Genomic DNA, 24,737 nt, shown 5'->3' with positions numbered 1-24,737 from the left:
AAGACTTTTCACAAGGAGTGATCATGCAAGCTTTCATCGCCAACATCCAGGGTCTGACCGCCATCGGTATCGGCATCATCATCGGCCTGGGTGCTATCGGCGCCTGTATCGGTATCGGCCTGATGGGCGGCAAGTACATCGAGGCATGCGCTCGCCAGCCGGAACTGATGAACCCGCTGCAAACCAAGATGTTCCTGCTTGCTGGTCTGATCGATGCGGCGTTCCTGATTGGCGTTGGTGTGGCAATGCTGTTTGCGTTCGCGAACCCGCTGCTGTCGAAGCTGGCAGGCTGAGGTTCCTCGGAAGTGTGCGCCTGATCTATAACTGATAAGGCGCAAAGCGGAACGGGCACTAAGGCGCTGATCGAGCACTGAATCGATGAGCGCCTTGCCGTTTCCCCCTCCGATCAAGCAACGTTTAAGGAAACACCGTGAATCTCAACGCAACCCTGTTTGCGCAAATGGTCGTGTTCCTGATCCTCGCGTGGTTCACGATGAAGTTCGTGTGGCCGCCGCTGATCAACGCCCTCGACGAGCGCTCGAAGAAGATCGCCGACGGCCTGTCGGCCGCTGAAAAGGGCAAGTTGGAACTCGAAGCCGCGCACAAGCGCGTCGACCAGGAACTCGCTCAGGCACGCAATGACGGCCAGCAACGTATCGCTGACGCCGAAAAGCGTGCAGTCGCGGTCGCCGACGAAATCAAGGCACAGGCGCAAGCTGAAGCAGCGCGCATCATCGCTCAGGCGAAAGCCGACGCGGAGCAGCAGGTCGTGAAGGCGCGTGAAGCGCTGCGTGGTGAAGTCGCCGCGCTCGCCGTGAAGGGTGCCGAACAGATCCTGAAGCGCGAAGTCAACCAGGCGGCCCACGCCGACCTGCTGAATCAACTCAAAGCCGAGCTCTGATCATGGCCGAACTTGCAACCATCGCCCGTCCGTACGCAGAAGCGCTGTTTGGCGTGGCCGAAGCTGGTGACATCGCCGCCTGGTCCACGCTCGTGCAGGAGCTGGCACAGGTTGCGCGTCTGCCCGAAGTGCTGTCGATTGCCTCGAGCCCGAAAGTCAGCCGTGCACAGATCAGCGACTTGCTGCTCGCCGCGCTGAAATCGCCGCTCAAGGACAATGCGCAGGCGAAGAATCTGGTCCAGATGCTGGTCGACAACAATCGTCTGCCGCTCTTGCCGGAAATCGCCACGCAGTTCGAAGAGTTGAAGAACGCCCGCGAAGGTGCGGCCGATGTGCTGATCGTCAGCGCATTCCCCCTCGAAGGTGCGCAGCTGGACGACGTCGTCGCAAGCCTCGAACGCAAATTCAAACGCAAGCTGAAGCCGACGGTTCAAGTGGACCCGTCGCTGATCGGCGGCGTTCGCGTGACGGTCGGCGACGAAGTGCTCGATACCTCGGTCCGCGCGCGGCTCGCCAGCATGCAGACGGCTCTGACGGCCTGAAGCCCTCACGTGGTTGTGGCGGCTGGCACGCAACAGAATTGACTATCAGGAGCGAATAATGCAACTCAATCCCTCTGAGATCAGCGAGCTGATCAAGAGCCGGATCCAGGGCCTTGAAGCGAGCGCAGACGTTCGCAACCAGGGCACCGTGATCTCCGTGACCGACGGTATCGTGCGTATCCACGGCCTGTCGGAAGTGATGCAGGGCGAAATGCTCGAATTCCCTGGCAACACGTTCGGCCTCGCGCTGAACCTCGAGCGCGACTCGGTCGGCGCGGTGATTCTGGGTGAATACGAACACATCTCGGAAGGCGACATCGTCAAGACGACGGGCCGCATTCTCGAAGTGCCGGTGGGTCCGGAGCTGATCGGCCGCGTGGTCGACGCACTGGGCAACCCGATCGACGGCAAGGGCCCGATCAACGCGAAGATGACCGATGCAATCGAAAAGATTGCTCCGGGCGTGATCTGGCGTAAGTCGGTGTCGCAGCCGGTGCAAACCGGTCTGAAGTCGATCGACTCGATGGTGCCGATCGGCCGTGGCCAGCGTGAGCTGATCATTGGCGACCGCCAGTGCGGCAAAACGGCTGTCGCTGTCGACGCGATCATCAACCAGAAGGGCAAGGACCTGATCTGTATCTACGTCGCGATCGGCCAGAAGGCTTCGTCGATCATGAACGTGGTTCGCAAGCTCGAAGAAACGGGCGCGATGGAATACACGATCGTCGTCGCCGCTTCGGCTTCGGAATCGGCCGCGATGCAGTACCTCTCGCCGTACGCCGGCTGCACGATGGGCGAATACTTCCGCGACCGCGGCCAGGACGCGCTGATCGTCTACGACGACTTGACCAAGCAGGCTTGGGCATACCGTCAGATCTCGCTGCTGCTGCGCCGTCCGCCGGGCCGCGAAGCTTACCCGGGCGACGTGTTCTATCTGCACTCGCGTCTGCTGGAACGTGCGGCTCGCGTCTCGGAAGAGTACGTCGAGAAGTTCACGAACGGCGAAGTGAAGGGCAAGAGCGGCTCGCTGACGGCACTGCCCGTCATCGAAACGCAGGCAGGCGACGTGACGGCATTCGTTCCGACGAACGTGATCTCGATTACCGACGGCCAGATCTTCTTGGAAACCGACCTCTTCAACGCAGGTATCCGCCCGGCTATTAACGCTGGCGTGTCGGTGTCGCGCGTCGGTGGCGCAGCTCAGACGAAGGTCGTGAAGAAGCTGTCGGGCGGTATTCGTACCGACCTCGCGCAGTACCGTGAACTGGCAGCGTTCGCTCAGTTCGCGTCGGACCTCGACGAAGCAACCCGCAAGCAGCTGGAGCGCGGCCGCCGCGTGACGGAATTGCTGAAGCAGCCGCAATACCAGCCGCTGCAAGTGTGGGAACTGTCGGTGTCGCTGTTCGCAGCGAACAACGGCTACCTCGACGATCTGGAAGTTGCGCAAGTGCTGCCTTTCGAAAAGGGCCTGCGCGAATTCCTGAAGTCGAAGCATGCTGACCTGGTCAAGCGCATCGAAGACAACAAGGACTTGTCGAAGGACGACGAGGGCGCGCTGCACGCCGCACTCAAGGACTTCAAGAAGTCGGGCGCTTATTGATCCGCGAGTGATCCGCAAGGCATAAACGGACCTTGAAGCAGCGCGCGGTGCATGCAAATGCGTCCGCGCTGCTTCGATCAAGGAGCAAGCAATGGCTGGAATGAAGGAAATTCGCGGCAAGATCAAGAGCGTGCAAAACACGCGCAAGATCACGAAAGCGATGGAGATGGTGGCCGCATCCAAGATGCGCCGCGCTCAGGAGCGCATGCGCTCTGCTCGCCCGTACGCCGACAAGGTCCGCGATATCGCTGCGCACATGAGCAGTGCGAGCCCGGAGTATCGTCATCCGTTCATGGTGACGAACGATGGCGCGAAATCGGCAGGCTTCATCCTTGTCACGACTGACAAGGGGCTGTGCGGCGGTATGAACACGAACGTGCTGCGCGCTTCGCTCCAGAAGTTCAAGGAGCTTGAAGGTCAGGGCAAGACGCTCGAAGCGACGGCAATCGGCGGCAAGGGTCTGGGTTTTCTGAACCGCCTGCGCGCAAAGGTCGTGTCGAACGTCGTGCAACTGGGCGACACGCCGCACCTCGAAAAGCTGATCGGCGCTGTGAAGGTTCAGCTCGACATGTACTCGGAAGGCAAGCTCTCGGCCGTGTATCTCGCGTACACGCGCTTCGTCAACACGATGAAGCAGGAGCCGGTGATCGAGCAACTGCTGCCGCTGTCGGCGGAACAGTTCGAGCGTAAGGACGAGAAGGGTAGCCCGACGCCGAATACGTCGTGGGACTACATCTACGAGCCGGACGCGCAAACCGTCGTCGACGAACTGCTGGTGCGTTATGTCGAAGCGCTGGTCTATCAGGCCGTCGCGGAAAACATGGCGTCGGAACAGTCGGCACGGATGGTCGCAATGAAGGCCGCTTCGGACAACGCGAAGACGGTCATCAACGAATTGCAGCTCTCGTACAACAAGAGCCGTCAGGCAGCGATCACGAAGGAACTGTCGGAAATCGTCGGTGGCGCCGCGGCAGTCTGACGGTGACGTCGACACGCGGGAGCGCCATCTGGCGAGTCCACCGAAACTGCGCCGTTGCGCGAGTGAAGAATTGAGTATCTAAAGGAAAAGCGATGAGTACTACTGCTTTGGTAGAAGGCAAGATCGTACAGTGCATCGGCGCAGTGATCGACGTGGAATTCCCGCGTGAGCACATGCCGAAGGTTTACGACGCGCTCATTCTCGAAGGTTCGGAACTGACGCTCGAAGTCCAGCAACAGCTGGGCGACGGCGTTGTCCGTACCATCTGTCTGGGTTCGTCGGACGGCCTGCGCCGCGGCGTCATGGTGAAGAACACCGCGAAGCCGATCAGCGTGCCCGTTGGCAAGCCGACGCTGGGCCGCATCATGGACGTGCTGGGCCGTCCGATCGACGAAGCGGGCCCGATCTCGAGCGAGACTACGCGCTCGATCCACCAGAAAGCGCCGGCGTTCGACGAACTGTCGCCGTCGACGGAACTGCTCGAAACGGGCATCAAGGTTATCGACCTGATCTGCCCGTTCGCTAAGGGCGGTAAGGTGGGCCTGTTCGGCGGTGCTGGCGTGGGCAAGACCGTCAACATGATGGAGCTCATCAACAACATCGCGAAGGAGCACGGCGGTTACTCCGTGTTCGCGGGCGTGGGCGAACGTACCCGTGAAGGGAACGACTTCTACCACGAAATGAAGGACTCAAACGTTCTCGACAAGGTCGCGCTGGTGTACGGCCAGATGAACGAGCCGCCGGGCAACCGTCTGCGCGTCGCGCTGACGGGCCTTACGATGGCCGAGCACTTCCGTGACGAAGGCCTCGACGTGCTGTTCTTCGTCGACAACATCTACCGTTTCACGCTGGCCGGTACGGAAGTGTCGGCACTGCTGGGCCGTATGCCGTCGGCAGTGGGCTATCAGCCGACGCTGGCTGAAGAAATGGGCAAGCTGCAAGAACGTATTACGTCGACCAAGACGGGCTCGATTACGTCGGTTCAGGCCGTGTACGTCCCTGCTGACGACTTGACGGACCCGTCGCCGGCTACGACCTTCGGCCACTTGGACGCAACCGTCGTATTGTCGCGTGACATCGCTTCGCTGGGTATCTACCCGGCAGTGGACCCGCTCGATTCGACGTCGCGTCAGATCGACCCGCACGTGATCGGCGAAGAGCACTACACGATCACGCGCGGCGTTCAGCAAACGCTGCAGCGCTACAAGGAACTGCGCGACATTATCGCGATTCTGGGCATGGACGAACTGTCGCCGGAGGACAAGCTGTCGGTCGCGCGCGCTCGTAAGATCCAGCGTTTCCTGTCGCAGCCGTTCCACGTTGCTGAAGTGTTCACGGGTTCGCCGGGCAAGTACGTGCCGCTGAAGGAAACGATCCGCGGCTTCAAGATGATCGTCGACGGCGAGTGCGATCACCTGCCGGAGCAGGCGTTCTACATGGTCGGCACGATCGACGAAGCCTTTGAAAAGGCCAAGAAGATCCAGTAAAGGCTTGGGTGTATCGAAGCGGGCGCCGGCTCGCGCGGTGGCTGTCGCAAGACGGCCGGCGCACAAGCCAGGCGCCTCGTCCTACGCTCAACCAGCGTTGCATGGGACGAGAGTAAGCGCTAAAGCGCTAACACTCGTCGACAGGAGTCGACATAAATGGCAACCATCAAGGTAGACGTCGTCAGCGCGGAAGAGCAGATCTTCTCGGGCCAGGCGAAGTTCGTTGCGCTCCCGGGCGAAGCGGGCGAACTCGGCATTCTGCCGGGTCACACGCCGCTCATCACGCGGATTCGTCCGGGTGCGGTGCGTATCGAAGCTGAAAACGGCGAAGAAGAGTTCGTGTTCGTCGCTGGCGGTATTCTCGAAGTCCAACCGGGCGCGGTGACGGTTCTGGCCGACACGGCGATCCGCGGCAAGGATCTCGACGAAGCAAAGGCCGAGCAGGCTCGCAAGCGCGCAGAAGAAGCGCTGCAGAACACCGGCTCGAACCTCGAATACGCGACTGCGCAAGCAGAACTCGCGTATGCGACGGCGCAGTTGGCCGCGATCCAGCGTCTGCGCAAGCTGCGCGGACAGCACTAAGCAGCATCATTTGAAAAGCAGCCCTCGTGGCTGCTTTTTTTGTCTTGTACTTGACGTTTACGGAAAGGTCAGCAAAATCATATCGGCAACGCCCTAGCAGCTGAAAAGTTGCGGGTAAGACTTGATGCCGGTCGGTTCACGACCGGGGCACAATCGGTCGCAAACTCATCTCAATACAGCGAATCATCTCTGGAGACACCACCATGGCAACGCAAGCTGCAGGAGAGGGCGCAATCATCGAGCCGAAGGACGGGCTGTCATACGTGCGCGGTTCGACGGACGTTCCGCTTAGCGAATCGACGGTCGGTCAGTTTCTCGTCGATACCGCGCGGCGCTTCCCCGAACGTCCGGCCGTGGTGTTTCGCGAGCAGCAGATTCGCTGGAATTGGACGGAGTTTCTGCAAGAAGTCGATACCTTGGCGGCGGGATTGCTGGACCTGGGTATCGAGAAAGGCGATCGCGTCGGCATCTGGTCGCCGAACCGCATCGAATGGCTGATGACTCAGTTCGCAACGGCGCGGATAGGCGCCGTTCTCGTCAACATCAATCCTGCTTATCGTCTTGCCGAGCTCGAATACGCGCTGAACAAGGTCGGCTGCAAAGCGATTATCTCGGCCGAGAAGTTCAAGTCGTCAATGTACCTGCAGATGCTTCAGGAATTGGCGCCCGAACTGGCAACCGCCACTCCCGGAGACCTCCACGCTGCGCGCCTTCCGGACCTGCGCATCGTGATCCGCATGTGCGATGCGGAGACGCCGGGCATGCTGACGTTTTCGGATGTCATCGAGCGTGGCCGAATCGCGTACGATCCCGCGAAACTCGACGCAATTGGCGCAACGCTCGACGCCAATGACCCGATCAACATCCAGTTCACGAGTGGAACGACCGGGAATCCGAAGGGCGCGACGTTGACGCACCGGAACGTCGTGAACAATGCTCGCTATATCGCAATGGCGATGCGGCTGACCGAGAAGGACTCGCTCTGCATTCCGGTGCCGCTCTATCACTGCTTCGGCATGGTGCTGGCGGTGCTGGCCTGTGTGTCGGTGGGGGCCGCGATGGTCTTCCCGGGCGAGGCGTTCGAGCCCGGCGCGACGCTGGCGGCCGTCGCCGAGGAAAAATGCACGGCGCTTCATGGCGTGCCGACGATGTTCATCGCCGAACTCGACCACCCAGACTTCGCGACCTTCGATCTGTCACGCCTGCGCACCGGCATCATGGCCGGCTCGCCATGCCCGATCGAAACGATGAAACGCGTCGTCTCTCAAATGCACCTAGCCGAGATCACGATCGCTTATGGGATGACTGAGACGAGTCCGGTGTCATTCCAAAGTTCGACGACCGATCCGCTGGACAAACGGACGACGACGGTCGGCCGGATTCAGCCGCACCTCGAAGTGAAAGTGGTCGATGCACTTGGGAACATCGTCCCTGTCGGCGAAACGGGCGAACTGTGCACGCGCGGCTATTCGGTGATGAAGGGCTACTGGGGCGATGAAGCGAAAACGCGCGAAAGCGTTGTCGACGGCTGGATGCACACCGGCGACCTCGCAACGCTCGACGCCGAGGGATACTGCAACATCGTCGGCCGTCTGAAGGACATGCTGATTCGTGGCGGCGAGAACATCTATCCGCGAGAGATCGAGGAATTTCTTTTCAGGCACCCGAAGATTCAGAGCGCTCAGGTGTTCGGCGTGCCGGATGCGAAGTATGGCGAAGAAGTGTGCGCATGGATCGTCCTGCGCGCCGGCGAGCATCTCACTGCCGAGGAAGTGCAGGAATTCTGCCGTGGCCAGATCGCGCACTACAAGATTCCGAAATACATCCGTTTCGTCGATGAGCTGCCGATGACCGTCACGGGCAAGGTCCAGAAGTTCGTGATGCGCGAACGGATGATCAGCGAACTTCACCTCAAGGAAGACAAGACGGCCTGACAGCGCATCGCCGTTATCTGGAACGACGACTCAACGCCGTGTGTGCAAATCACACGGCGATTTGCTTTTGAACGGGAGTTGCCGGTTCGCGCGCGCAGCCGGATGGTGCGCAAACGTTTGGCGAGATAAAAAAAAAGCGGGCCTGGAGCCCGCTAAAAACCACACGCTACGGGGTTAGCGCGAGGAGACCATTGGAGGAATCGGACAACCGGCGCGATCGACGCCGATCACGACTCCAGCAGAGATGCCCCTGGTAAGAGAGCTTCGGCGCTTACGCCGACCAGCCGTCGAGTTGTCCGAAGACACTACTACCCGGCCGCATCCGTGCTGAACCCGTGAAAGGCATTGTGGGCGAATTAGTTCGCTCGCGCGGTAACAAAGTGTTTCAGGTTGTAACGCCCGCCAGATAAGGCGTAGCGGGATTTATTGCGATAGCAAAGCGATTTAGTCGCAATTATTACCGATACCTTTTCAGTCCATTTCGTCCCATTCCGACTCATCGTTCGAAGCGCATGCTGCGCCGCGTCGTGGCCAAGTATCCCGCCGACACACCAGCCCCGTGTGAACGCAAAACTTCAAACCCGAATGCTCATACCGATCCGGAACGCACTTGTTTGAAACTCACGTTTGCCTGCGCCGTTGCATACTGCTGCAACGCGCAATTAGCCGACCGTCCCGCAAGGACTTGTCGCTCGCCGGGCGAAACGCAATCATTGCTCATGACGGACAGAGGCAGCCTCTCGCCTCAACAGGTAAGTACGACTGCCCTAGCCGTCACAATCTCGGCTCGGTTCGGCTTATTTCAGCCACTTGTCCGAAATGGCTTGATACTCGCCACTTGCACGCGCGAGGTGCAGCCATTGATCGACGTATTGCTGGAACACAACGTCGCCGCGAGGCACCATCCACGCCTTTTCCCCATACTGGAACGGCTTGTCCGGATGCACGGAGCACAGCCCGGGGTTGAGCTTCTGCTGCAGGAGCGTCTCGGATGCATCCGTCACCATCACGTCGGCCTTGCCCGCGAGAATCTGCTTGAAGATGGTCACGTTATCCGGATACACCGTGAGATTCGCGTGCTTGAAAAACTGACGCGCGAAGCGCTCGTTCGTGCCGCCCGGATTGAAGATCACGCGCGCGGACTGTTGATCGATCTGCGCGACCGTCTGGTACTTGTTGACGTCGTCACAGCGCACGATAGGCGTCTTGCCGTCCACCTGATACGCCTCCGTAAAGAACGCGCGCTTCTGCCGGTCCAGCGTGGTCGATACGCCGCCCACGGCCACGTCGCATTTCGCGACGAAGTCGTTCATCAGATTCGACCACGACGTCTTCACGAATTCCGCCTTGACGCCGAGCGATTTGGCGAGCGATTCGGTCATGTCGATGTCGATACCTTCGAACTGCCCGTCCTGCTTGTAGAACGAATACGGCTTGTAGTCGCCCGTCGTGCAGGCCCGCAACGTGCCGCGCGCCGCGATTTCGTCGAGCCGCGAGGTTGAAGCCGCGGGGGCAGATGCGGCACTTTGCGCATGGGCCGCGCCGGCGCAGCACAGTGCAGCGGCGAGAAGCAGGGTGACTTTCTTCATTGAATCTCCTCTATCGTTGTTTATTGTGGGCCAACGGAACGGATAATAGCCCGCGCAACTATCTGTGACCATCGGCAGGAAGGCATAGGACAAACAGCAATTGCGGGGATTACGCAGGTTGCCGCCGACGCTCAACGGTTAAAATGTCGCTTTGCCTTCAGTTGCAAGCGACGTGGCCCACAACCTCCTCAACGACACTTTCCTGCGCGCGCTGCTGCGTGAGCCGACCGACTACACGCCAATCTGGCTGATGCGCCAGGCGGGGCGCTATCTGCCGGAATACAACGCGACGCGCAGCCGCGCAGGCAGTTTCCTCGGACTCGCAAAGAATCCCGACTACGCGACGGAAGTTACGTTGCAGCCGCTCGACCGCTATCCGCTGGACGCGGCGATTCTTTTCTCCGATATCCTCACCATCCCCGACGCGATGGGTCTCGGTCTCGATTTCCAGGTGGGCGAGGGTCCGAAATTCGCGCGGCCCGTGCGCACCGAGGACGACGTTGCGCGCCTCGCTGTGCCGGATATCGACAGCACGCTTCGCTACGTCACCGATGCCGTACGCCAGATCCGCACCGCGCTCACCGACGCGCAAGGCCGTCAGCGCGTGCCGCTGATCGGCTTTTCGGGCAGTCCGTGGACGCTGGCGTGCTATATGGTCGAAGGCGGCGGCTCGGACGATTTCAGAACCGTCAAGTCGATGCTCTACGCCCGCCCTGACCTGATGCACCGCATTCTCGACGTCAACGCGAAGGCGGTCGCCGCCTATCTGAACGCGCAGATCGAAGCGGGCGCGCAAGCCGTGATGATCTTCGATACGTGGGGCGGCGCGCTCGCCGATGGCGTTTATCAGCGCTTCTCGATGCACTATATTCAGCAGGCTGTGAGCCAGTTGAAGCGCGAGCACGATGGCAACCGCGTGCCCGTGATCACCTTCACCAAAGGCGGCGGCCTGTGGCTCGAAGAGATCGCGGCGACGGGCGTCGATGCCGTCGGGCTCGACTGGACGGTCAATCTGGGCAAGGCGCGAGAGCGCGTCGGCGGCAAGGTCGCGCTACAGGGCAACATCGATCCTTCCGTGCTGTTCGCGCCGCCGTCGACGATTCGCATCGAGGCGCGCGCGGTGCTCGACAGTTTCGGAAACTACCCCGGCCACGTCTTCAATCTGGGGCACGGTATTTCGCAGTTCACGCCGCCGGAACACGTCGCCGAACTGGTCGACGAGGTGCACCGGCACAGCCGCGCGATCCGGGCAGCGGGCGGCAACCAGCCGGCATAAGGCGGGCTCATCGCATTGTGACGGTATTGTTGCAATGCAGCGAAGCGGGCTCTCGGCCGAAGGGGAAATTAGCGTTCCATAGGCCGCCCAATGGCGCTCTCGACGTTGTCAAGACTTGACTTATGCACATTTGTCACGTTGCGCCGCAGTAGAGGGATTGATTGTCGCACCGGGCTCGAAAAATCCGTGGATCTTTCGTCAATCCCTTGAGTGACAAGGCTTTGCGGATCTTAAGACAAATGTGCGCTATCCCACAGAGAGGCCCGCGTGGCGTGGTCTTCGGCGCATTCGGGTCGAGTTCTCAACAAAGTTATCCACAGGCGGAGCGGGCGGGGCGCAATTGTCGAAACAAATTCAAAACTTAGCGCCGAAATTGAAGTTTTACTTTAAGTGTGCCCCCGGAGGCTGTCAGCCTGTGAATAACCGTCTCGACGACCGGCGGCTATGCGGATCGACGATCTGACGGGCACCTATGTCCGCGTCGCGCTCGATCATCCGTTGCCGACGCTCTTCGACTACCGCTGCGACGCCGCGCTATCGCCGGCGCCGGGAATGCTTGTCAGCGTGCCGTTCGGAAAGCGCCACGTGGTGGGGCTTATCGCCGAAGTGACCGCTCACAGTGAAGTGCCGCCCGACCGTCTGAAATCGGTGGCCGGCGTGTGTGCTGCTTGCCCGCCGCTTTCCGCGCACTGGCTCCAACTCGCGCAGTTCGCCGCCGATTACTACCAGCGCGGTATCGGCGAAGTCGCGTTGCCGGCGCTGCCCCAGGCGTTGCGCGACGCGGCGCGCTGGGCGCGGCTGCTCGCACCCGAAGAGCACTACCGTTTGCTGCCCGCCGGCCGGGCTGCATTGCCAGACGCGCTGCCCGCCCGCGCGAGCGCATTGCGCCGTCTTGCGGCCGCGTTGGCGGAAGTCGAGTCGCTGCCCGCCGCCGATGCCCGCGCCCTGCATCCAAAGGCCACCGCAACGCTCGAAGCGTGGCAAGCCGAAGGCTGGGTCGCGCTCGACGTGATCGATCCCGCCGCGCCGCTCCCTTCACAGCGTCACGCCCCGCAGAACGCAACGCTGCCGACGCTCACCGACGAGCAAACGGCCGCTGTCGAAGCCATCCGCGATGCGCAAGGCTTCGCGCCATTTCTGCTGCACGGCGTGACGGGCAGCGGCAAGACGGAGGTGTATCTGCGCGCGCTGGCGGCGCTGCTAGCCGCGAATCCGCAGGCTCAGGCGCTCGTCCTCGTGCCGGAGATCAACCTCACGCCGCAGTTCGAGGCTGCGTTCCGCGCCCGCTTCGCGTCGATGGACGATACCGCGATCGTCACCTTGCACAGCGGCCTGGCCGAAGGCGAGCGCGCTCGCAACTGGTTTGCCGCGCACACGGGGCGCGCGCGCATCGTGCTCGGCACGCGGCTCGCCGTGCTGGCGTCGCTGCCACATCTGTCGATCATCGTCGTCGATGAGGAGCACGATCCCGCGTACAAGCAGCAGGAAGGTTTGCGCTATTCGGCGCGCGATCTCGCCGTCTGGCGCGCGAAGCAGCTCGGCGTGCCCGTCGTGCTCGGATCGGCGACGCCGTCGCTGGAAAGCTGGTGGCAGGTCGAGCAGGGGCGCTACAGGCGGCTGACGCTGTCGCGTCGCGCCGTCGCCGACGCGGCGTTGCCGACCGTCCGGCTCATCGATCTCGAGGACGAACGGCGGCGCGGACGCGCATCCGTCGAAGGGCTGTCCGGGCCGCTGATCGCGGCGCTGAAAACGCGCCTCGAACGCGGCGAGCAAAGCCTCGTGTTCCTGAACCGGCGCGGCTACGCGCCGCAGCTCGCCTGCGACGCGTGCGGCTGGGTCGCGGGCTGTCCGCGCTGCAGCGCCTACGTCGTGCTGCACAAGCCCGAACGCGCGCTGCGCTGCCACCACTGCGGCTGGGAGTCGCGTATTCCGCGCTCGTGCCCGGAGTGCGGGAACGTGGATATCGCGCCGCTCGGGCGCGGCACGCAGCGCGTCGAGGAGACGTTGGCGAGCGCCGTGCCGGGCGCGCGTGTCCTGCGCATCGACGCCGACAGCACGCGCCGCAAAGGCAGCGCCCAAGCGCTTTTCTCCGACGTTCATGCCGGCGAGGTCGATATTCTCGTCGGCACGCAGATGATCGCGAAGGGGCACGATTTCCGGCGCGTATCGCTGGTCGGCGTGCTGAACGCCGACACCGCGCTCTTCTCGCACGACTTCCGCGCGAGCGAACGGCTTTTCGCGCAGCTGATGCAGGTGAGCGGCCGCGCGGGCCGCGCCGGATTGCCGGGCGAAGTGCTCGTGCAGACGCGCTATGCGCGTCATGCGCTGTATCACGCGCTGGCTCGCCACGATTACATCGGCTTCGCCAATTCGACGCTTGCCGAGCGCCGCGACGCGCATCTGCCGCCGTTCGTCTATCAGGCGATGCTGCGTGCCGAAGGCCGCACGCTCGACGCCTCGCTCACCTTCCTGCAACAGGCCGCGGAGGCGCTCGCCGATGTTCCCGCCGCCGCGCGCGTGACCGTCTACGACGCCGTTCCGCTCACGATCGTCAAGGTGATGCACGTGCACCGCGCGCAGCTACTGGTCGAAAGCGCGTCGCGCGCGGCGCTGCAGGCGACGCTGCGTGCATGGCAACCCGCGCTGCGCACGATCAAAGGCGTGCTGCGCTGGAGCATCGAAGTCGATCCTCTCGACATCTAGCGAGCCGCCTGCCGCCGGCTTCTTGTGCGCATCTGCGTATCAATCCCTTCAAGTCATATCGACGGAGCAAAAGCTCGTTTCGCGTTTTCGCTCGACTCGACGCGCTGGGAATCCGACGAAAACGACGTTGCAAGGAAAGCCGATGCGCGCGAGATCTGGGCGCGCTTCCCGAAGTTCGTAATCGGCTTTGCGATTGCGTTGGCGCTCGTCACGTGGATCGCGAGGCATTACTCGCTCGCCGACTATCGCAAGGTGGTCACGCCCGAGTTCGTCGCGCCGATCACCGCGCTGCGTACGTGGGCGTTCATCTTCTGCTCTTCAGCATCGGGCTGACGACCCGCATCCGTTCGCTGACGGCGACGGGCGTGAAGCCGTTTATCGCGTTCACCGTCGGCGTGGCCGTCAATATCGCCATCGGCTACGCGCTGTCCGCGCACGTGTTCGCACGGTATTGGAATAGCTTGGGACAGGGCTCGTGAGCGCACCGGCCGTTCTCGACGACAGCATCGGCGCGCAGCCCGACCCGCGCCGGCCTTGTTGCGCGGACTGCCGGTTCCGCGCCGACGATCGGCATTCACTTGAGCAACGCATTCCGGGCCTCGCTGTGTTCGGTTCGGGATTCGGCGCGAGCGTCGCCGACAGCCGGCTGTGCGTCGTGCATGACCGGCTCGTCGCGCCTCGCGACCACTGCAGCCGGTTCTTGCCACGGCAAGGCTGACCTGTCAGGTGCCGGACTCAAAGGCGCGCTCGCATCGTCCGCGCGTCAGCTTGAAAATGCGACCGGCCGTCAGACCCGAAACTCCGGCGGCTTCACATCGCGCTCGCCGTCCTTCACTTCGACGGGCCGCAACTCGTTACGCGACGGGCCAGTGGCGCCACGGATGAACAGCACCATGCACGACGCGAACATCATCCAGATCCCCGTTACCACGATCCACTTTTCCATTCCGGCCACCCTGTTTTAGCGAGACTTCGAACCCCGTACCGTGCGTCGCTGCGCATTTCATGACCGGTATAACGGCGCGATTCTGCTTTCGATAAGGGTGCGTCGAAACAAACCCGATCCAGGGAAAACACCGAGCGCAACCGCGTGCATCGGAACGGTGCACTTCGACGGCGAACCCTTGTGCGGCAAGGCTCGCCGAAGGGTGCAACCGTTTTATCTAACTGGTTGCACCTTTTTATTGAGAGGGGTACGATTCGCCCAACTTTTTAGTCTTTGGCCGGCTTCCGCCCGGCACGTGAAGAAGGAAACATGGCGAGCACCACCCTTGGCGTCAAGGTCGACGACCTTTTGCGTACCCGGCTGAAAGATGCCGCCACGCGTCTCGAACGCACTCCGCACTGGCTGATCAAGCAGGCGATCTTCGCTTACCTCGAGAAGATCGAGCACGGTCAGCTGCCCGCCGAACTGTCGGGCCATCACGGCGCAACCGAGCTGGCCGACGGTGCCGCCGTCGATTCCGACGAGAGCGACGCGTCGCATCCGTTCCTCGAATTCGCGCAGAGCGTGCAGCCGCAATCGGTGTTGCGCGCGGCGATCACGGCGGCCTACCGTCGTCCCGAGCCGGAGTGCGTGCCGTTCCTGATCGGCCAGGCGCGTCTGCCCGCGAACATCGCGAGCGATGTGCAGGCGATGGCGACGCGTCTCGTCGAAGCGCTGCGCGGCAAGCGGTCGGGCGGCGGCGTCGAGGGGCTGATCCACGAATTCTCGCTGTCGAGCCAGGAAGGAGTCGCGCTGATGTGCCTCGCCGAAGCGCTCTTGCGCATTCCCGACCGCGCGACCCGCGACGCGCTGATCCGCGACAAGATCAGCAAGGGCGACTGGCGCTCGCACGTCGGCCATGCGCCGTCGCTGTTCGTGAACGCAGCGACCTGGGGCCTGATGATCACCGGCAAGCTGGTGACGACGAATAGCGAAACGGGTCTGTCGTCGGCGTTGACGCGTATGATCGGCAAGGGCGGCGAGCCGCTGATCCGCAAGGGCGTCGACATGGCGATGCGCCTGATGGGCGAGCAGTTCGTCACGGGCGAGAACATCTCCGAAGCGCTCGCGAACAGCCGCAAGTTCGAGGCGCGCGGTTTCCGGTACTCGTACGACATGCTCGGCGAAGCCGCGACGACGGAAGCCGATGCGCAGCGCTACTACGCGTCATACGAGCAGGCGATTCACGCGATCGGCAAGGCTGCGGGTGGCCGTGGCATCTACGAAGGCCCGGGCATTTCGATCAAGCTGTCGGCGCTGCATGCGCGCTACTCGCGCTCGCAGCAGGAACGCACGATGAGCGAGTTGCTGCCGCGCGTGCGCGCGCTCGCAATTCTCGCGCGCCGCTACGACATCGGCCTCAACATCGACGCGGAAGAAGCGGACCGTCTGGAAGTGTCGCTCGATCTGCTCGAAGCGCTGTGCTTCGATCCCGAACTGCAAGGCTGGAACGGCATCGGCTTCGTCGTGCAGGCGTATCAGAAGCGCTGCCCGTTCGTGATCGACTACATCGTCGACCTGGCGCGCCGCAGCCGTCATCGCATCATGGTGCGCCTGGTGAAGGGCGCGTACTGGGATACGGAAATCAAGCGTGCTCAAGTGGACGGCCTCGAAGGCTATCCCGTGTACACGCGCAAGATCTACACGGACGTGTCGTACCTCGCGTGCGCAAAGAAGCTGCTCGGCGCGCCCGATGCCGTCTATCCGCAGTTCGCGACGCACAACGCGCACACGCTCTCGGCGATCTATCACCTCGCGGGCGGCAACTACTATCCCGGCCAGTACGAGTTCCAGTGTCTGCACGGCATGGGCGAGCCGCTGTACGAAGAAGTCACGGGCCGCGACAAGCTGAACCGTCCGTGTCGCGTGTATGCGCCCGTCGGCACGCACGAAACGCTGCTCGCGTATCTCGTGCGCCGTCTGCTGGAGAACGGCGCGAACACGTCGTTCGTGAACCGCATCGCTGACGAAAGCGTGCCCATCAAGGACCTCGTTGGAGATCCGATCGAAGAAGCATCGAAGATCATGCCGCTCGGCGCGCCGCACGCGAAGATTCCGCTGCCGCGCAACCTGTATGGCGCGGAGCGCAGCAATTCGATGGGCCTCGATCTGTCGAACGAGCATCGTCTCGCGTCGCTGTCGTCGGCGCTGCTGGCAAGCGCGAATCATCCGTGGCGCGCCGCGCCGATGCTCGAAGACAACGAGATCGCCGTCGGCAATGCGCGCGACGTGCGCAATCCGTCGGATCATCGCGACCTCGTCGGCACGGTCGTCGAAGCGACGCCGGAGCATGTGAGCGCCGCGCTCGCGCACGCAGTCGCCGCTGCGCCGATCTGGCAGGCGACGCCCGTCGAAGCGCGCGCCGATTGCCTCACGCGTGCCGCCGATCTCCTCGAAGCGCAGATGCATACGTTGATGGGCCTCGTCGTGCGCGAAGCGGGCAAGTCGCTGCCGAACGCTGTCGCTGAAATCCGCGAAGCGATCGACTTCCTGCGTTATTACTCGGCGCAGATTCGCGACGAGTTCTCGAACGATACGCATCGTCCGCTCGGTCCCGTCGTGTGTATCAGCCCGTGGAACTTCCCGCTGGCGATCTTCATGGGCCAGGTGGCCGCTGCGCTCGCAGCAGGCAACACGGTGCTCGCGAAGCCCGCTGAGCAGACGCCGCTGATCGCCGCGCAAGCCGTGCGCATTTTGCGCGAAGCGGGTGTGCCCGCGGGCGCGGTGCAACTGCTGCCGGGCGATGGCGAAACCGTCGGCGCTGCCTTGGTGGCCGATGCACGTACGCGCGCCGTGATGTTCACCGGCTCGACGGAAGTCGCGCGCCTGATCAACAAGACGCTGTCGAACCGACTCGACCCCGAAGGCAAGCCAATTCCGCTGATCGCCGAAACGGGCGGCCAGAACGCGATGATCGTCGATTCGTCGGCGCTCGCAGAACAGGTCGTCGCGGACGTGCTGCAATCGTCGTTCGATTCGGCCGGTCAACGTTGTTCGGCGCTGCGCGTTCTCTGTCTTCAGGATGATGTCGCGGATCGCACGCTCGAAATGCTGACGGGTGCGATGAAGGAACTGGCTGTCGGCAATCCGGACCGCCTGTCGATCGACGTCGGTCCCGTGATCGACGCGGATGCGAAGCGCGGTATCGATGCGCACATCGCCGCGATGCGCGAGAAGGGCCGCAAGGTCACGCAGCTACCGACGCCGGACGGCTGCGCAGCCGGTACGTTCGTGCCGCCGACACTGATCGAACTCGACAGCATCGACGAACTGAAGCGCGAAGTGTTCGGTCCGGTGCTGCATGTCGTGCGTTATCGCCGTAGCTCGCTCGACAAGCTGCTCGAGCAGATCCGCGCGACGGGTTATGGGCTGACGCTCGGCATCCACACGCGTATCGACGAAACGATCGCGCATGTGATCAGCCGCGCGCACGTCGGCAATATCTACGTGAACCGCAACGTGATCGGCGCAGTCGTGGGCGTGCAGCCGTTCGGCGGCGAAGGGCTGTCGGGCACGGGTCCGAAGGCGGGCGGCGCGCTCTATCTGCAACGTCTGCTCGCGACGCGTCCGGCCGGCTTGCCGAAGTCGCTCGCGCAGACGCTGATGGTCGATGCTTCGCAAGGCACGCCGAATGGTGCATCCAATGGCGCATCGAATGGTGCACCCGGCGGCGCGACAAGCGATAATCCGGCGGCCGCGTTGACGGCGCTGCGCGACTGGCTGATCACGGAACGCGAGCCGGTGCTGGCCGCGCGTTGCGACGGCTACCTCGCGCACATCCCGGCGGGCGCGACGGCAGTGCTGTCCGGTCCGACGGGCGAGCGCAACACGTACACGCTCGGCGCGCGCGGCACGGTGCTGTGCGTCGCGTCGACGGCAAGCGGCGCGCGCGTGCAGTTCGCGGCGGCGCTCGCGACGGGCAACAAGGCGCTGTTCGAAGGCGCGGCGGGCGAGCAGCTGTGTGCCGCGCTCCCCGCCACGCTGAAGCATTACGCGAGCGTGAAGAAGAGCGCGGAAGCATCGTTCGATGCCGTGCTCTTCGAAGGCGACAGCGATGAGCTGTTGACGCTCGTGAAGGATGTCGCTAAGCGCGCGGGGCCGATCGTCTCGGTGCAGGGCGTCGCGGCGCGCGCGCTGGAGAGCGGCGATGAGGATTACGCGCTCGAACGTCTGTTGACGGAACGTTCGGTCAGCGTGAATACGGCAGCAGCAGGCGGTAATGCGAATTTGATGACGATCGGCTGAGCGAACCTCGTTTGATCGATTCAAAAAAATGGCGCGAGACGGCGACCCCGATCACCGCGCCGTCCACACCTGGTACCAAGGAGAAGATATGCAAAACACGATGAAAAAGCTGGCAGGCGCGACGCTGTTCGCGACCATGTCGCTGGCGGGGACTGCGCACGCTCAGCAGGCCGAAGACGTGAAAATCGGTTTCGCCGGCCCGATGACGGGCGCACAGGCGCACTACGGCAAGGACTTCCAGAACGGCATCACGCTCGCAGTCGAAGACATGAACGCGACGAAGCCGACGATCGGCGGCAAGCCGGTTCGCTTCGTGCTGGACGTGGCCGATGACCAGGCTGACCCGCGCACGGGCACGACGGTCGCGCAGAAGCTGGTCGACGACGGCATCAAGGGCATGCTCGGTCACTTCAACTCGGGCACGACGATCCCGGCATCGCGCATCTACGCGAACGCGGGCATTCCGCAGATCGCGATGGCGACGGCTCCGGAGTACACGCAGCAAGGCTTCAAGACGACCTTCCGCATGATGACGTCGGACACGCAGCAAGGCTCCGTCGCGGGCACGTTCGCGGTGAAGAACCTGGGCATGAAGAAGATTGCGATCGTCGACGACCGCACGGCTTACGGCCAGGGTCTCGCCGACCAGTTCGAGAAGGCAGCGAAGGCTGCGGGCGGAACGATCGTCGATCGTGAGTTCACGAACGACAAGGCTGTCGACTTCAAGTCGATCCTGACGAAGCTGAAGTCGGTCCAGCCGGATCTGATCTACTACGGCGGCGCCGATTCGCAGGCTGCACCGATGGTCAAGCAGATGAAGACGCTCGGCATCAAGGCTCCGCTGATGGGCGGCGAGATGGTGCACACGCCGACGTTCCTGCAAATCGCAGGCGATGCGGCTAACGGCACGGTAGCTTCGCTGGCGGGTTTGCCGCTGGAAGAAATGCCGGGCGGCAAGGACTATGTCGCGAAGTACAAGAAGCGCTTCGGTGAAGACGTTCAGACGTACTCGCCGTACGCGTACGACGGCGCAATGGCGATGTTCGACGCGATGAAGAAGGCGAACTCGACCGATCCGGCCAAGTACCTGCCCGTGCTCGCGAAGACCAATATGCCTGCTGTGACGACCAAGGATCTGGCCTACGATACGAAGGGCGATCTGAAGAACGGCGGCATCACGCTGTACAAGGTCGTCGACGGCAAGTGGACGACGCTGCAAAGCGTGGGCGGCAAGTAATTGCCGTTAAGCCGCGCGCGGCGCCCGGTTGTTGTTGGTTGAGCGCTGCCGGTTGATCGATTGACAAAAGCCTCGCAGAGTTTTCGCTCTGCGAGGCTTTTGTTTTACGCCGCATATGCCGCCCGTAGTGCGCGCGCTTGTGCGCGCCCGTCTCACTCCCCGCGCAACTTTCTACCCTGCGCGCGAATCTGTTCGAGCGTCGCGCCCGGCGTGCTCGCTTCCTGCAGCATGCGGATTTCGATGACGGCCGGCCTCTTCGATTCTTGCGCGCGCCTGAACGCAGGCATGAAGTCTTCCGTTCGCTCCACCGTTTCGCCATGCGCGCCGAACGACTTCGCGAATGCTGCGAAGTCCGGGTTCGTCAGGCCCGTTCCGTGGACGCGGTTCGGGTAGTGCCGCTCCTGATGCATCCGGATCGTGCCGTAGTGGCTGTTGTTCACCACGATGAAGATCACGGGCAGCTCGTACTGCATCGCCGTCGCAAGCTCGGACGACGACATCATGAAACAGCCGTCGCCTGCAAACGCGACGACCGTTCTGTCCGGATACATCGACTTCGCCGCGATCGCAGCGGGAACGCCGTAGCCCATCGCGCCGCTAGTCGGCGCCAGTTGCGAACGGAAATGACGGTACGCGAAATGCCGGTGCAGCCACGTCGCGTAGTTGCCCGCGCCGTTGGTCAGGATCGCGTCCTTCGGCAGATGCTCGCGCAGTTGCTGCATGATCTCGCCAAGCTGCACGTCGCCAGGGATCGCGCGCGGCTTGCGCCATTCGAGGTACGCGTCGTGCGCCTCTTTGGCCGTGCCTTCCCACGCCAGCTTCGCCGATGGCTTGAGTGCCGCGAGCATCGATGCGATTTCCGGCATGCCGGAGACGATCGGGAGATCGGCCGCATAGACGCGTCCCAGTTCTTCCGCGCCTTGATGAACGTGGATCAGCGTCTGCTTCGTCTTCGGAATGTCGAGCAGCGTATAGCCACCTGTCGTCGCTTCGCCAAGGCGCGGGCCGAGTGCGAGCAGCAGGTCCGCATCTTGAATGCGTTTCGCGAGCGCGGGATTGATGCCGAGGCCCACATCGCCCGCATAGTTCGGGTGCTCGTTGTCGAGCGTGTCCTGAAAGCGGAACGCGAGGCCGATGGGCAGCTGCCAGTTTTCGACGAACGTGCGCAAGTCCTCGCACGCTTGCGGGGTCCAGCCACTACCGCCCGCGATCACCATCGGCTTCTTCGCGCCTTCGAGCAGGCTGCGCAGACGTTCGATCTGCTGCGGCGCCGGCGCCGCGGCCACGCGCTGATATGCCGGCGCGCCCGGCATCGCGGCGCATGCTTCGCTGAGCATGTCTTCGGGCAGCGACAACACGACGGGACCAGGCCGGCCGGACGTAGCCGTATGAAACGCGTGGCTCATGTACTCGGGAATGCGACGCGGGTCGTCGATTTGCGCGACCCACTTCGCCATCTGCCCGAACATGCGCCGATAGTCGATCTCCTGAAACGCCTCGCGATCGAGATGCTCGCGCGCGCATTGGCCGATCAGCAGAATCATCGGCGTGGAGTCCTGGAACGCCGTGTGCACGCCGATCGACGCGTGCGTCGCGCCCGGGCCGCGCGTGACGATCGCCACGCCGGGACGGCCCGTCAGTTTGCCGACGGCTTCGGCCATGTTGGCCGCAGCCGCCTCGTGACGGCACACCACCGTCTGAATTCGCGAGGTCTCGTCGTGCAGCGAATCGAGCACCGCCAGAAAACTTTCGCCGGGCACGCAGAACACACGCTCGACGCCATGCGTCAACAGCGCGTCGACCATGAGCCGTGCACCGGTCGTCATAGATGAAGCATCGGAAGACAGCGACATTGCGAAGACACCTCCAGTCAGAAGAGCTTCGACAGCTTACGCCGAGACCCTCGCAGATGTCATTCGTAAAAGCGGCATCAACATGCGATCAACATTCGATGATGTTCACCGCAAGCCCGCCGCGCGACGTTTCCTTGTACTTGGTCTTCATGTCGGCGCCCGTCTCGCGCATCGTCTTGATGACGGAATCGAGCGACACGTAGTGGTTGCCGTCGCCGCGCAACGCCATGCGCGCCGCGTTCACCGCCTTCACGGAAGCCATTGCATTGCGCTCGATGCACGGAATCTGCACCATGCCGCCGACGGGATCGCACGTGAGGCCCAGGTTGTGCTCCATGCCGATTTCGGCGGCATTCTCGACTTGCAGCGGCGTGCCGCCCATCACGGCCGCGAGCGCGCCCGCCGCCATCGAGCACGCGACGCCCACTTCGCCCTGGCAGCCCACTTCCGCGCCGGAGATCGACGCGTTCAGCTTGTACAGAATGCCGATAGCGGCCGCCGTCATCAGGAAGTCGAGCACGCCCTGCTGATTCGCGTTCGGCATGAAGCGCGTGTAGTAGTGCAGCACGGCGGGGATGATGCCTGCCGCGCCGTTGGTCGGCGCCGTGACCACGCGTCCGCCCGCTGCGTTCTCTTCGTTCACGGCGATCGCGTACAGGTTGATCCAGTCGACCATCGAAAGCGGGTCCTGCAATGCGCGCTCCGGATTGCCCGTTAGCGCGCGATACAGTTGCGGCGCGCGGCGCTTCACCTGGAACGGACCGGGCAGATTGCCATTCGCGTCCGGATTGTTGATGCCGCAGCCGCGCGCGACACACGATTGCATCACGTCCCAGATCTTCAGCAGGCCCACGCGCGTTTCTTCTTCCGTGTGCCATGCGCACTCGTTTTCCCACATCAGCTGCGCAATGCTCTTGCCCGTCGCCTTGCACATCTCAAGCAGTTCAGCGCCCGTGTGGAACGGATGCGGCAACTGATCGACAGCCGACAGCACTTTCGTATTCGGCGAGCCCGCCGTCACCACGAAGCCGCCGCCCACCGAGAGATATGTCGATTCGCGCAGCGTCTCGCCGTTCGCATCGAAGGCGCGCAGCTTGAGGCCGTTCGGGTGCTCCGGCAGCGCCTGCCGGTAGAACGAAATGTGCTCCTTCTGCACGAACGGAATGTCGTGCTTGCCGAGCAGCGCGAGCGTGCGCGACGTGCGAACCTGTTCGAGACGCGCGGCGATCGTATCGGGATCGACGGTATCGGGTGCATCGCCGAGCAGGCCGAGCATCACGCCGCGATCGGTGCCGTGGCCTTTGCCCGTTGCGCCGAGCGAGCCGTACAAGTCCACTTTCACCGATGCCGTGTTGTCGAGCAGCCCATCGCGCTCGAGCCCTTGTGCGAACATCAGCGCTGCACGCATGGGACCGACCGTGTGCGAACTCGACGGACCGATGCCGATTTTGAAGAGATCGAATACGCTGACTGCCATGACTGCTCCTGCTAACAAGAATTTCGTTTGTGCTGCACTGCGTGGGTAACGCGGCAGCAGAATGTGCCGAATACGGCGACCAATGCGCGACGCGTGATCAACGCGCCGGCAAAGGCAGACACACGGCGAGCCACGCGGGCGGCGTCGGTGCCAGTTTCAGCGCGACGGGCGTGTAGCGTCCGTCGAGCCGCGCGGCGAGGTGATACAGCTCGGCCGCATTCTTCGGGTCCCACTGTCCGCTGTAGCCGGGCATGCCCGCTTCGCGGCGCTTTGCATCGAACGGCACGCTCGAATGCACGAATTCCGCATGTGTCTTCGAGCCGCTTGCGTATGGCGTGAGCCAGTTCAGCGCGGCGGCGAGCGTCGCGCCGTTCGGCGCGCGCTCGTTGAGCCAGTTGCGGTTGTGGCGGCGCGCTGCGAGCGCGGCCGTCACGAGCGGCTGAAGATCGTAGGTCACGTAGTGCAGCGCATCGCGTTCGCCGAAATCGACGGTCGTGCCGTCGGGTGCGATGTTGTCGTTGACGTGCTCGACGTACAGACGCTGCGCCGCATCGATCATCTTGCGGTTGTCGAGCGTGAACGCCGCCATCGCTATCAGTTTGACCCGATGACTCTGCCAGTTGTTTCGGAATGTGCCCGTCAACGGCCGCTTTTGTGTATCGATTTGCGCGATGTAGCCGTTGGCGAGTTTCGTGAGGAAAGCCATCGTCGCATTGCGTGTCTTGACGGGCAGCGCGCTCGCCGTCATGTCGTACGCGAGGATCAGCCCCTCGAACGGCGTTTCGTCGATGGGATTGAACGACGGCTCGTAGGTCGTCGCCCATGCATACAGCAGGCGGTCGACGAGCTTCAGATAGCGGTCGTCGCTGGTTGCGCGCCACGCGAGCGCGGCATCGCGCAGCAGATCGAGGTCTTTCTCCGCGTCCTTGCTCTGATCGTAGATGTCTTCGTGCGGCAGCGTGCCTTCCGTATGCAATTGACGCACCGCGTGCGCAGGCTCGGTCAGGTGCGCCTGAACATTGCTTACCAGTGCCTTGACGCCCGGATCGGCGTTGGTGCGCTCGCTGGTTTGCAGCGCAGGCGCGGCGCAGAGGTTCATCGCGGCGTGTGCGCTTTGCGCGCAGAACGCGGCGACCATCATCAACAGCGCCGCAAGCGGCGAGGGGGAAAAACGTTGTTGCGGCGCACGCGTACGATGTGTCCGGGAATGCATCATTCGCACCTGTCGCACCATGCGAAACTCCTTCGTTGGGCTGAGTCGGTGTGTGATGGTAACGGTTTGACGCGCCAAGCGACAGAACAATGGACAGAACCGCGCGACACGCTTCGACGTGACGCGCGGTTCAC

General features: G+C 62.9%; 18 protein-coding genes and 1 pseudogene. 14 read left to right on the top strand and 5 right to left on the bottom strand.

Going from position 1 to position 24,737, the window contains the following annotated elements; genetic code table 11:
* The first annotated feature begins 23 nt into the window (after positions 1-23).
* From atpE to BN2476_RS33770, 8 genes are all read left to right on the top strand, one after another.
* Entirely contained in the window at positions 24-293 is a 270-nt protein-coding gene (atpE, locus tag BN2476_RS33805) for a F0F1 ATP synthase subunit C (RefSeq protein WP_007180033.1), read from the top strand.
* Positions 294-430: 137 nt separating this feature from the next.
* Positions 431-901, top strand: a complete 471-nt coding sequence (locus BN2476_RS33800) for a F0F1 ATP synthase subunit B (RefSeq protein ID WP_087738543.1) — start codon at positions 431-433, stop codon at positions 899-901.
* A gap of 2 nt (positions 902-903) precedes the next feature.
* A complete protein-coding gene (locus BN2476_RS33795) occupies positions 904-1,443 on the top strand; it encodes a F0F1 ATP synthase subunit delta (RefSeq protein WP_087738542.1) in 540 nt (179 codons plus the stop codon).
* Positions 1,444-1,501: 58 nt separating this feature from the next.
* The gene (gene atpA, locus BN2476_RS33790; protein WP_087738541.1) at positions 1,502-3,043 is read left to right on the top strand and encodes a F0F1 ATP synthase subunit alpha; all 1,542 of its coding nucleotides are present in this window, start codon (positions 1,502-1,504) and stop codon (positions 3,041-3,043) included.
* A gap of 91 nt (positions 3,044-3,134) precedes the next feature.
* Entirely contained in the window at positions 3,135-4,022 is an 888-nt protein-coding gene (gene atpG / locus BN2476_RS33785) for a F0F1 ATP synthase subunit gamma (protein WP_087738540.1), read from the top strand.
* A gap of 92 nt (positions 4,023-4,114) precedes the next feature.
* Entirely contained in the window at positions 4,115-5,509 is a 1,395-nt protein-coding gene (atpD, locus tag BN2476_RS33780; protein WP_087738539.1) for a F0F1 ATP synthase subunit beta, read from the top strand.
* Positions 5,510-5,665: 156 nt separating this feature from the next.
* Positions 5,666-6,091, top strand: a complete 426-nt coding sequence (locus tag BN2476_RS33775) for a F0F1 ATP synthase subunit epsilon (RefSeq protein WP_087738538.1) — start codon at positions 5,666-5,668, stop codon at positions 6,089-6,091.
* Between the two features lie 203 nt (positions 6,092-6,294).
* Complete coding sequence (locus BN2476_RS33770; RefSeq protein ID WP_087738537.1) at positions 6,295-8,025, top strand: AMP-binding protein; 1,731 nt, start codon at positions 6,295-6,297, stop codon at positions 8,023-8,025.
* Between the two features lie 797 nt (positions 8,026-8,822).
* On the opposite strand, the gene BN2476_RS33765 is transcribed toward BN2476_RS33770, so the two are convergent.
* Positions 8,823-9,614 (bottom strand): transporter substrate-binding domain-containing protein, encoded by a 792-nt coding sequence (locus tag BN2476_RS33765; protein WP_087738536.1) that lies wholly within the window; start codon positions 9,612-9,614, stop codon positions 8,823-8,825.
* 172 nt (positions 9,615-9,786) lie between these two features.
* Between BN2476_RS33765 and hemE the strand changes: the two genes are divergently transcribed.
* From hemE to BN2476_RS33745, 4 genes and pseudogenes are all read left to right on the top strand, one after another.
* The gene (hemE, locus tag BN2476_RS33760) at positions 9,787-10,890 is read left to right on the top strand and encodes a uroporphyrinogen decarboxylase (protein WP_087738535.1); all 1,104 of its coding nucleotides are present in this window, start codon (positions 9,787-9,789) and stop codon (positions 10,888-10,890) included.
* A gap of 444 nt (positions 10,891-11,334) precedes the next feature.
* Positions 11,335-13,593: a primosomal protein N' gene (locus BN2476_RS33755; RefSeq protein ID WP_087738534.1), complete on the top strand. Its 2,259-nt coding sequence runs from the start codon at positions 11,335-11,337 to the stop codon at positions 13,591-13,593.
* 96 nt (positions 13,594-13,689) lie between these two features.
* Positions 13,690-14,072: pseudogene (locus BN2476_RS33750) on the top strand (putative sulfate exporter family transporter); the annotation flags it as partial.
* Positions 14,069-14,311 carry a hypothetical protein gene (locus tag BN2476_RS33745; RefSeq protein ID WP_087738533.1) on the top strand — a complete coding sequence of 81 codons (243 nt, stop codon included), beginning with the start codon at positions 14,069-14,071 and terminating at the stop codon, positions 14,309-14,311. The pseudogene BN2476_RS33750 and the gene BN2476_RS33745, both read left to right, overlap by 4 nt.
* Positions 14,312-14,380: 69 nt before the next feature.
* Here BN2476_RS33745 and BN2476_RS47060 read toward each other — a convergent pair whose 3' ends face one another.
* The gene (locus BN2476_RS47060; RefSeq protein WP_162497900.1) at positions 14,381-14,539 is read right to left on the bottom strand and encodes a hypothetical protein; all 159 of its coding nucleotides are present in this window, start codon (positions 14,537-14,539) and stop codon (positions 14,381-14,383) included.
* Positions 14,540-14,848: 309 nt separating this feature from the next.
* Here BN2476_RS47060 and putA point away from each other — a divergent pair, with 309 nt between their 5' ends.
* Both putA and BN2476_RS33735 read left to right on the top strand, forming a co-directional pair.
* Entirely contained in the window at positions 14,849-18,823 is a 3,975-nt protein-coding gene (gene putA / locus BN2476_RS33740) for a trifunctional transcriptional regulator/proline dehydrogenase/L-glutamate gamma-semialdehyde dehydrogenase (RefSeq protein ID WP_087738584.1), read from the top strand.
* An 88-nt stretch (positions 18,824-18,911) separates the two neighbouring features.
* Positions 18,912-20,060, top strand: a complete 1,149-nt coding sequence (locus tag BN2476_RS33735) for a branched-chain amino acid ABC transporter substrate-binding protein (protein ID WP_087738583.1) — start codon at positions 18,912-18,914, stop codon at positions 20,058-20,060.
* Between the two features lie 152 nt (positions 20,061-20,212).
* Here the strand turns inward: BN2476_RS33735 and BN2476_RS33730 are convergent, their stop codons facing one another.
* From BN2476_RS33730 to BN2476_RS33720, 3 genes are all read right to left on the bottom strand, one after another.
* Complete coding sequence (locus BN2476_RS33730; protein WP_087738532.1) at positions 20,213-21,913, bottom strand: thiamine pyrophosphate-binding protein; 1,701 nt, start codon at positions 21,911-21,913, stop codon at positions 20,213-20,215.
* 88 nt (positions 21,914-22,001) lie between these two features.
* Complete coding sequence (locus BN2476_RS33725; RefSeq protein WP_087738531.1) at positions 22,002-23,390, bottom strand: L-serine ammonia-lyase; 1,389 nt, start codon at positions 23,388-23,390, stop codon at positions 22,002-22,004.
* A 97-nt stretch (positions 23,391-23,487) separates the two neighbouring features.
* Positions 23,488-24,624, bottom strand: a complete 1,137-nt coding sequence (locus BN2476_RS33720; protein ID WP_087738530.1) for an alginate lyase family protein — start codon at positions 24,622-24,624, stop codon at positions 23,488-23,490.
* Positions 24,625-24,737: the final 113 nt, after the last annotated feature.

Origin of the sequence: Paraburkholderia piptadeniae, from assembly GCF_900007165.1 — a bacterium.
GTDB classification, from domain to species: Bacteria; Pseudomonadota; Gammaproteobacteria; order Burkholderiales; family Burkholderiaceae; genus Paraburkholderia; species Paraburkholderia piptadeniae.
The sequence above is the reverse complement of the archived record's forward strand: the minus strand, read 5'-3'. Positions and strand labels throughout refer to the sequence as shown.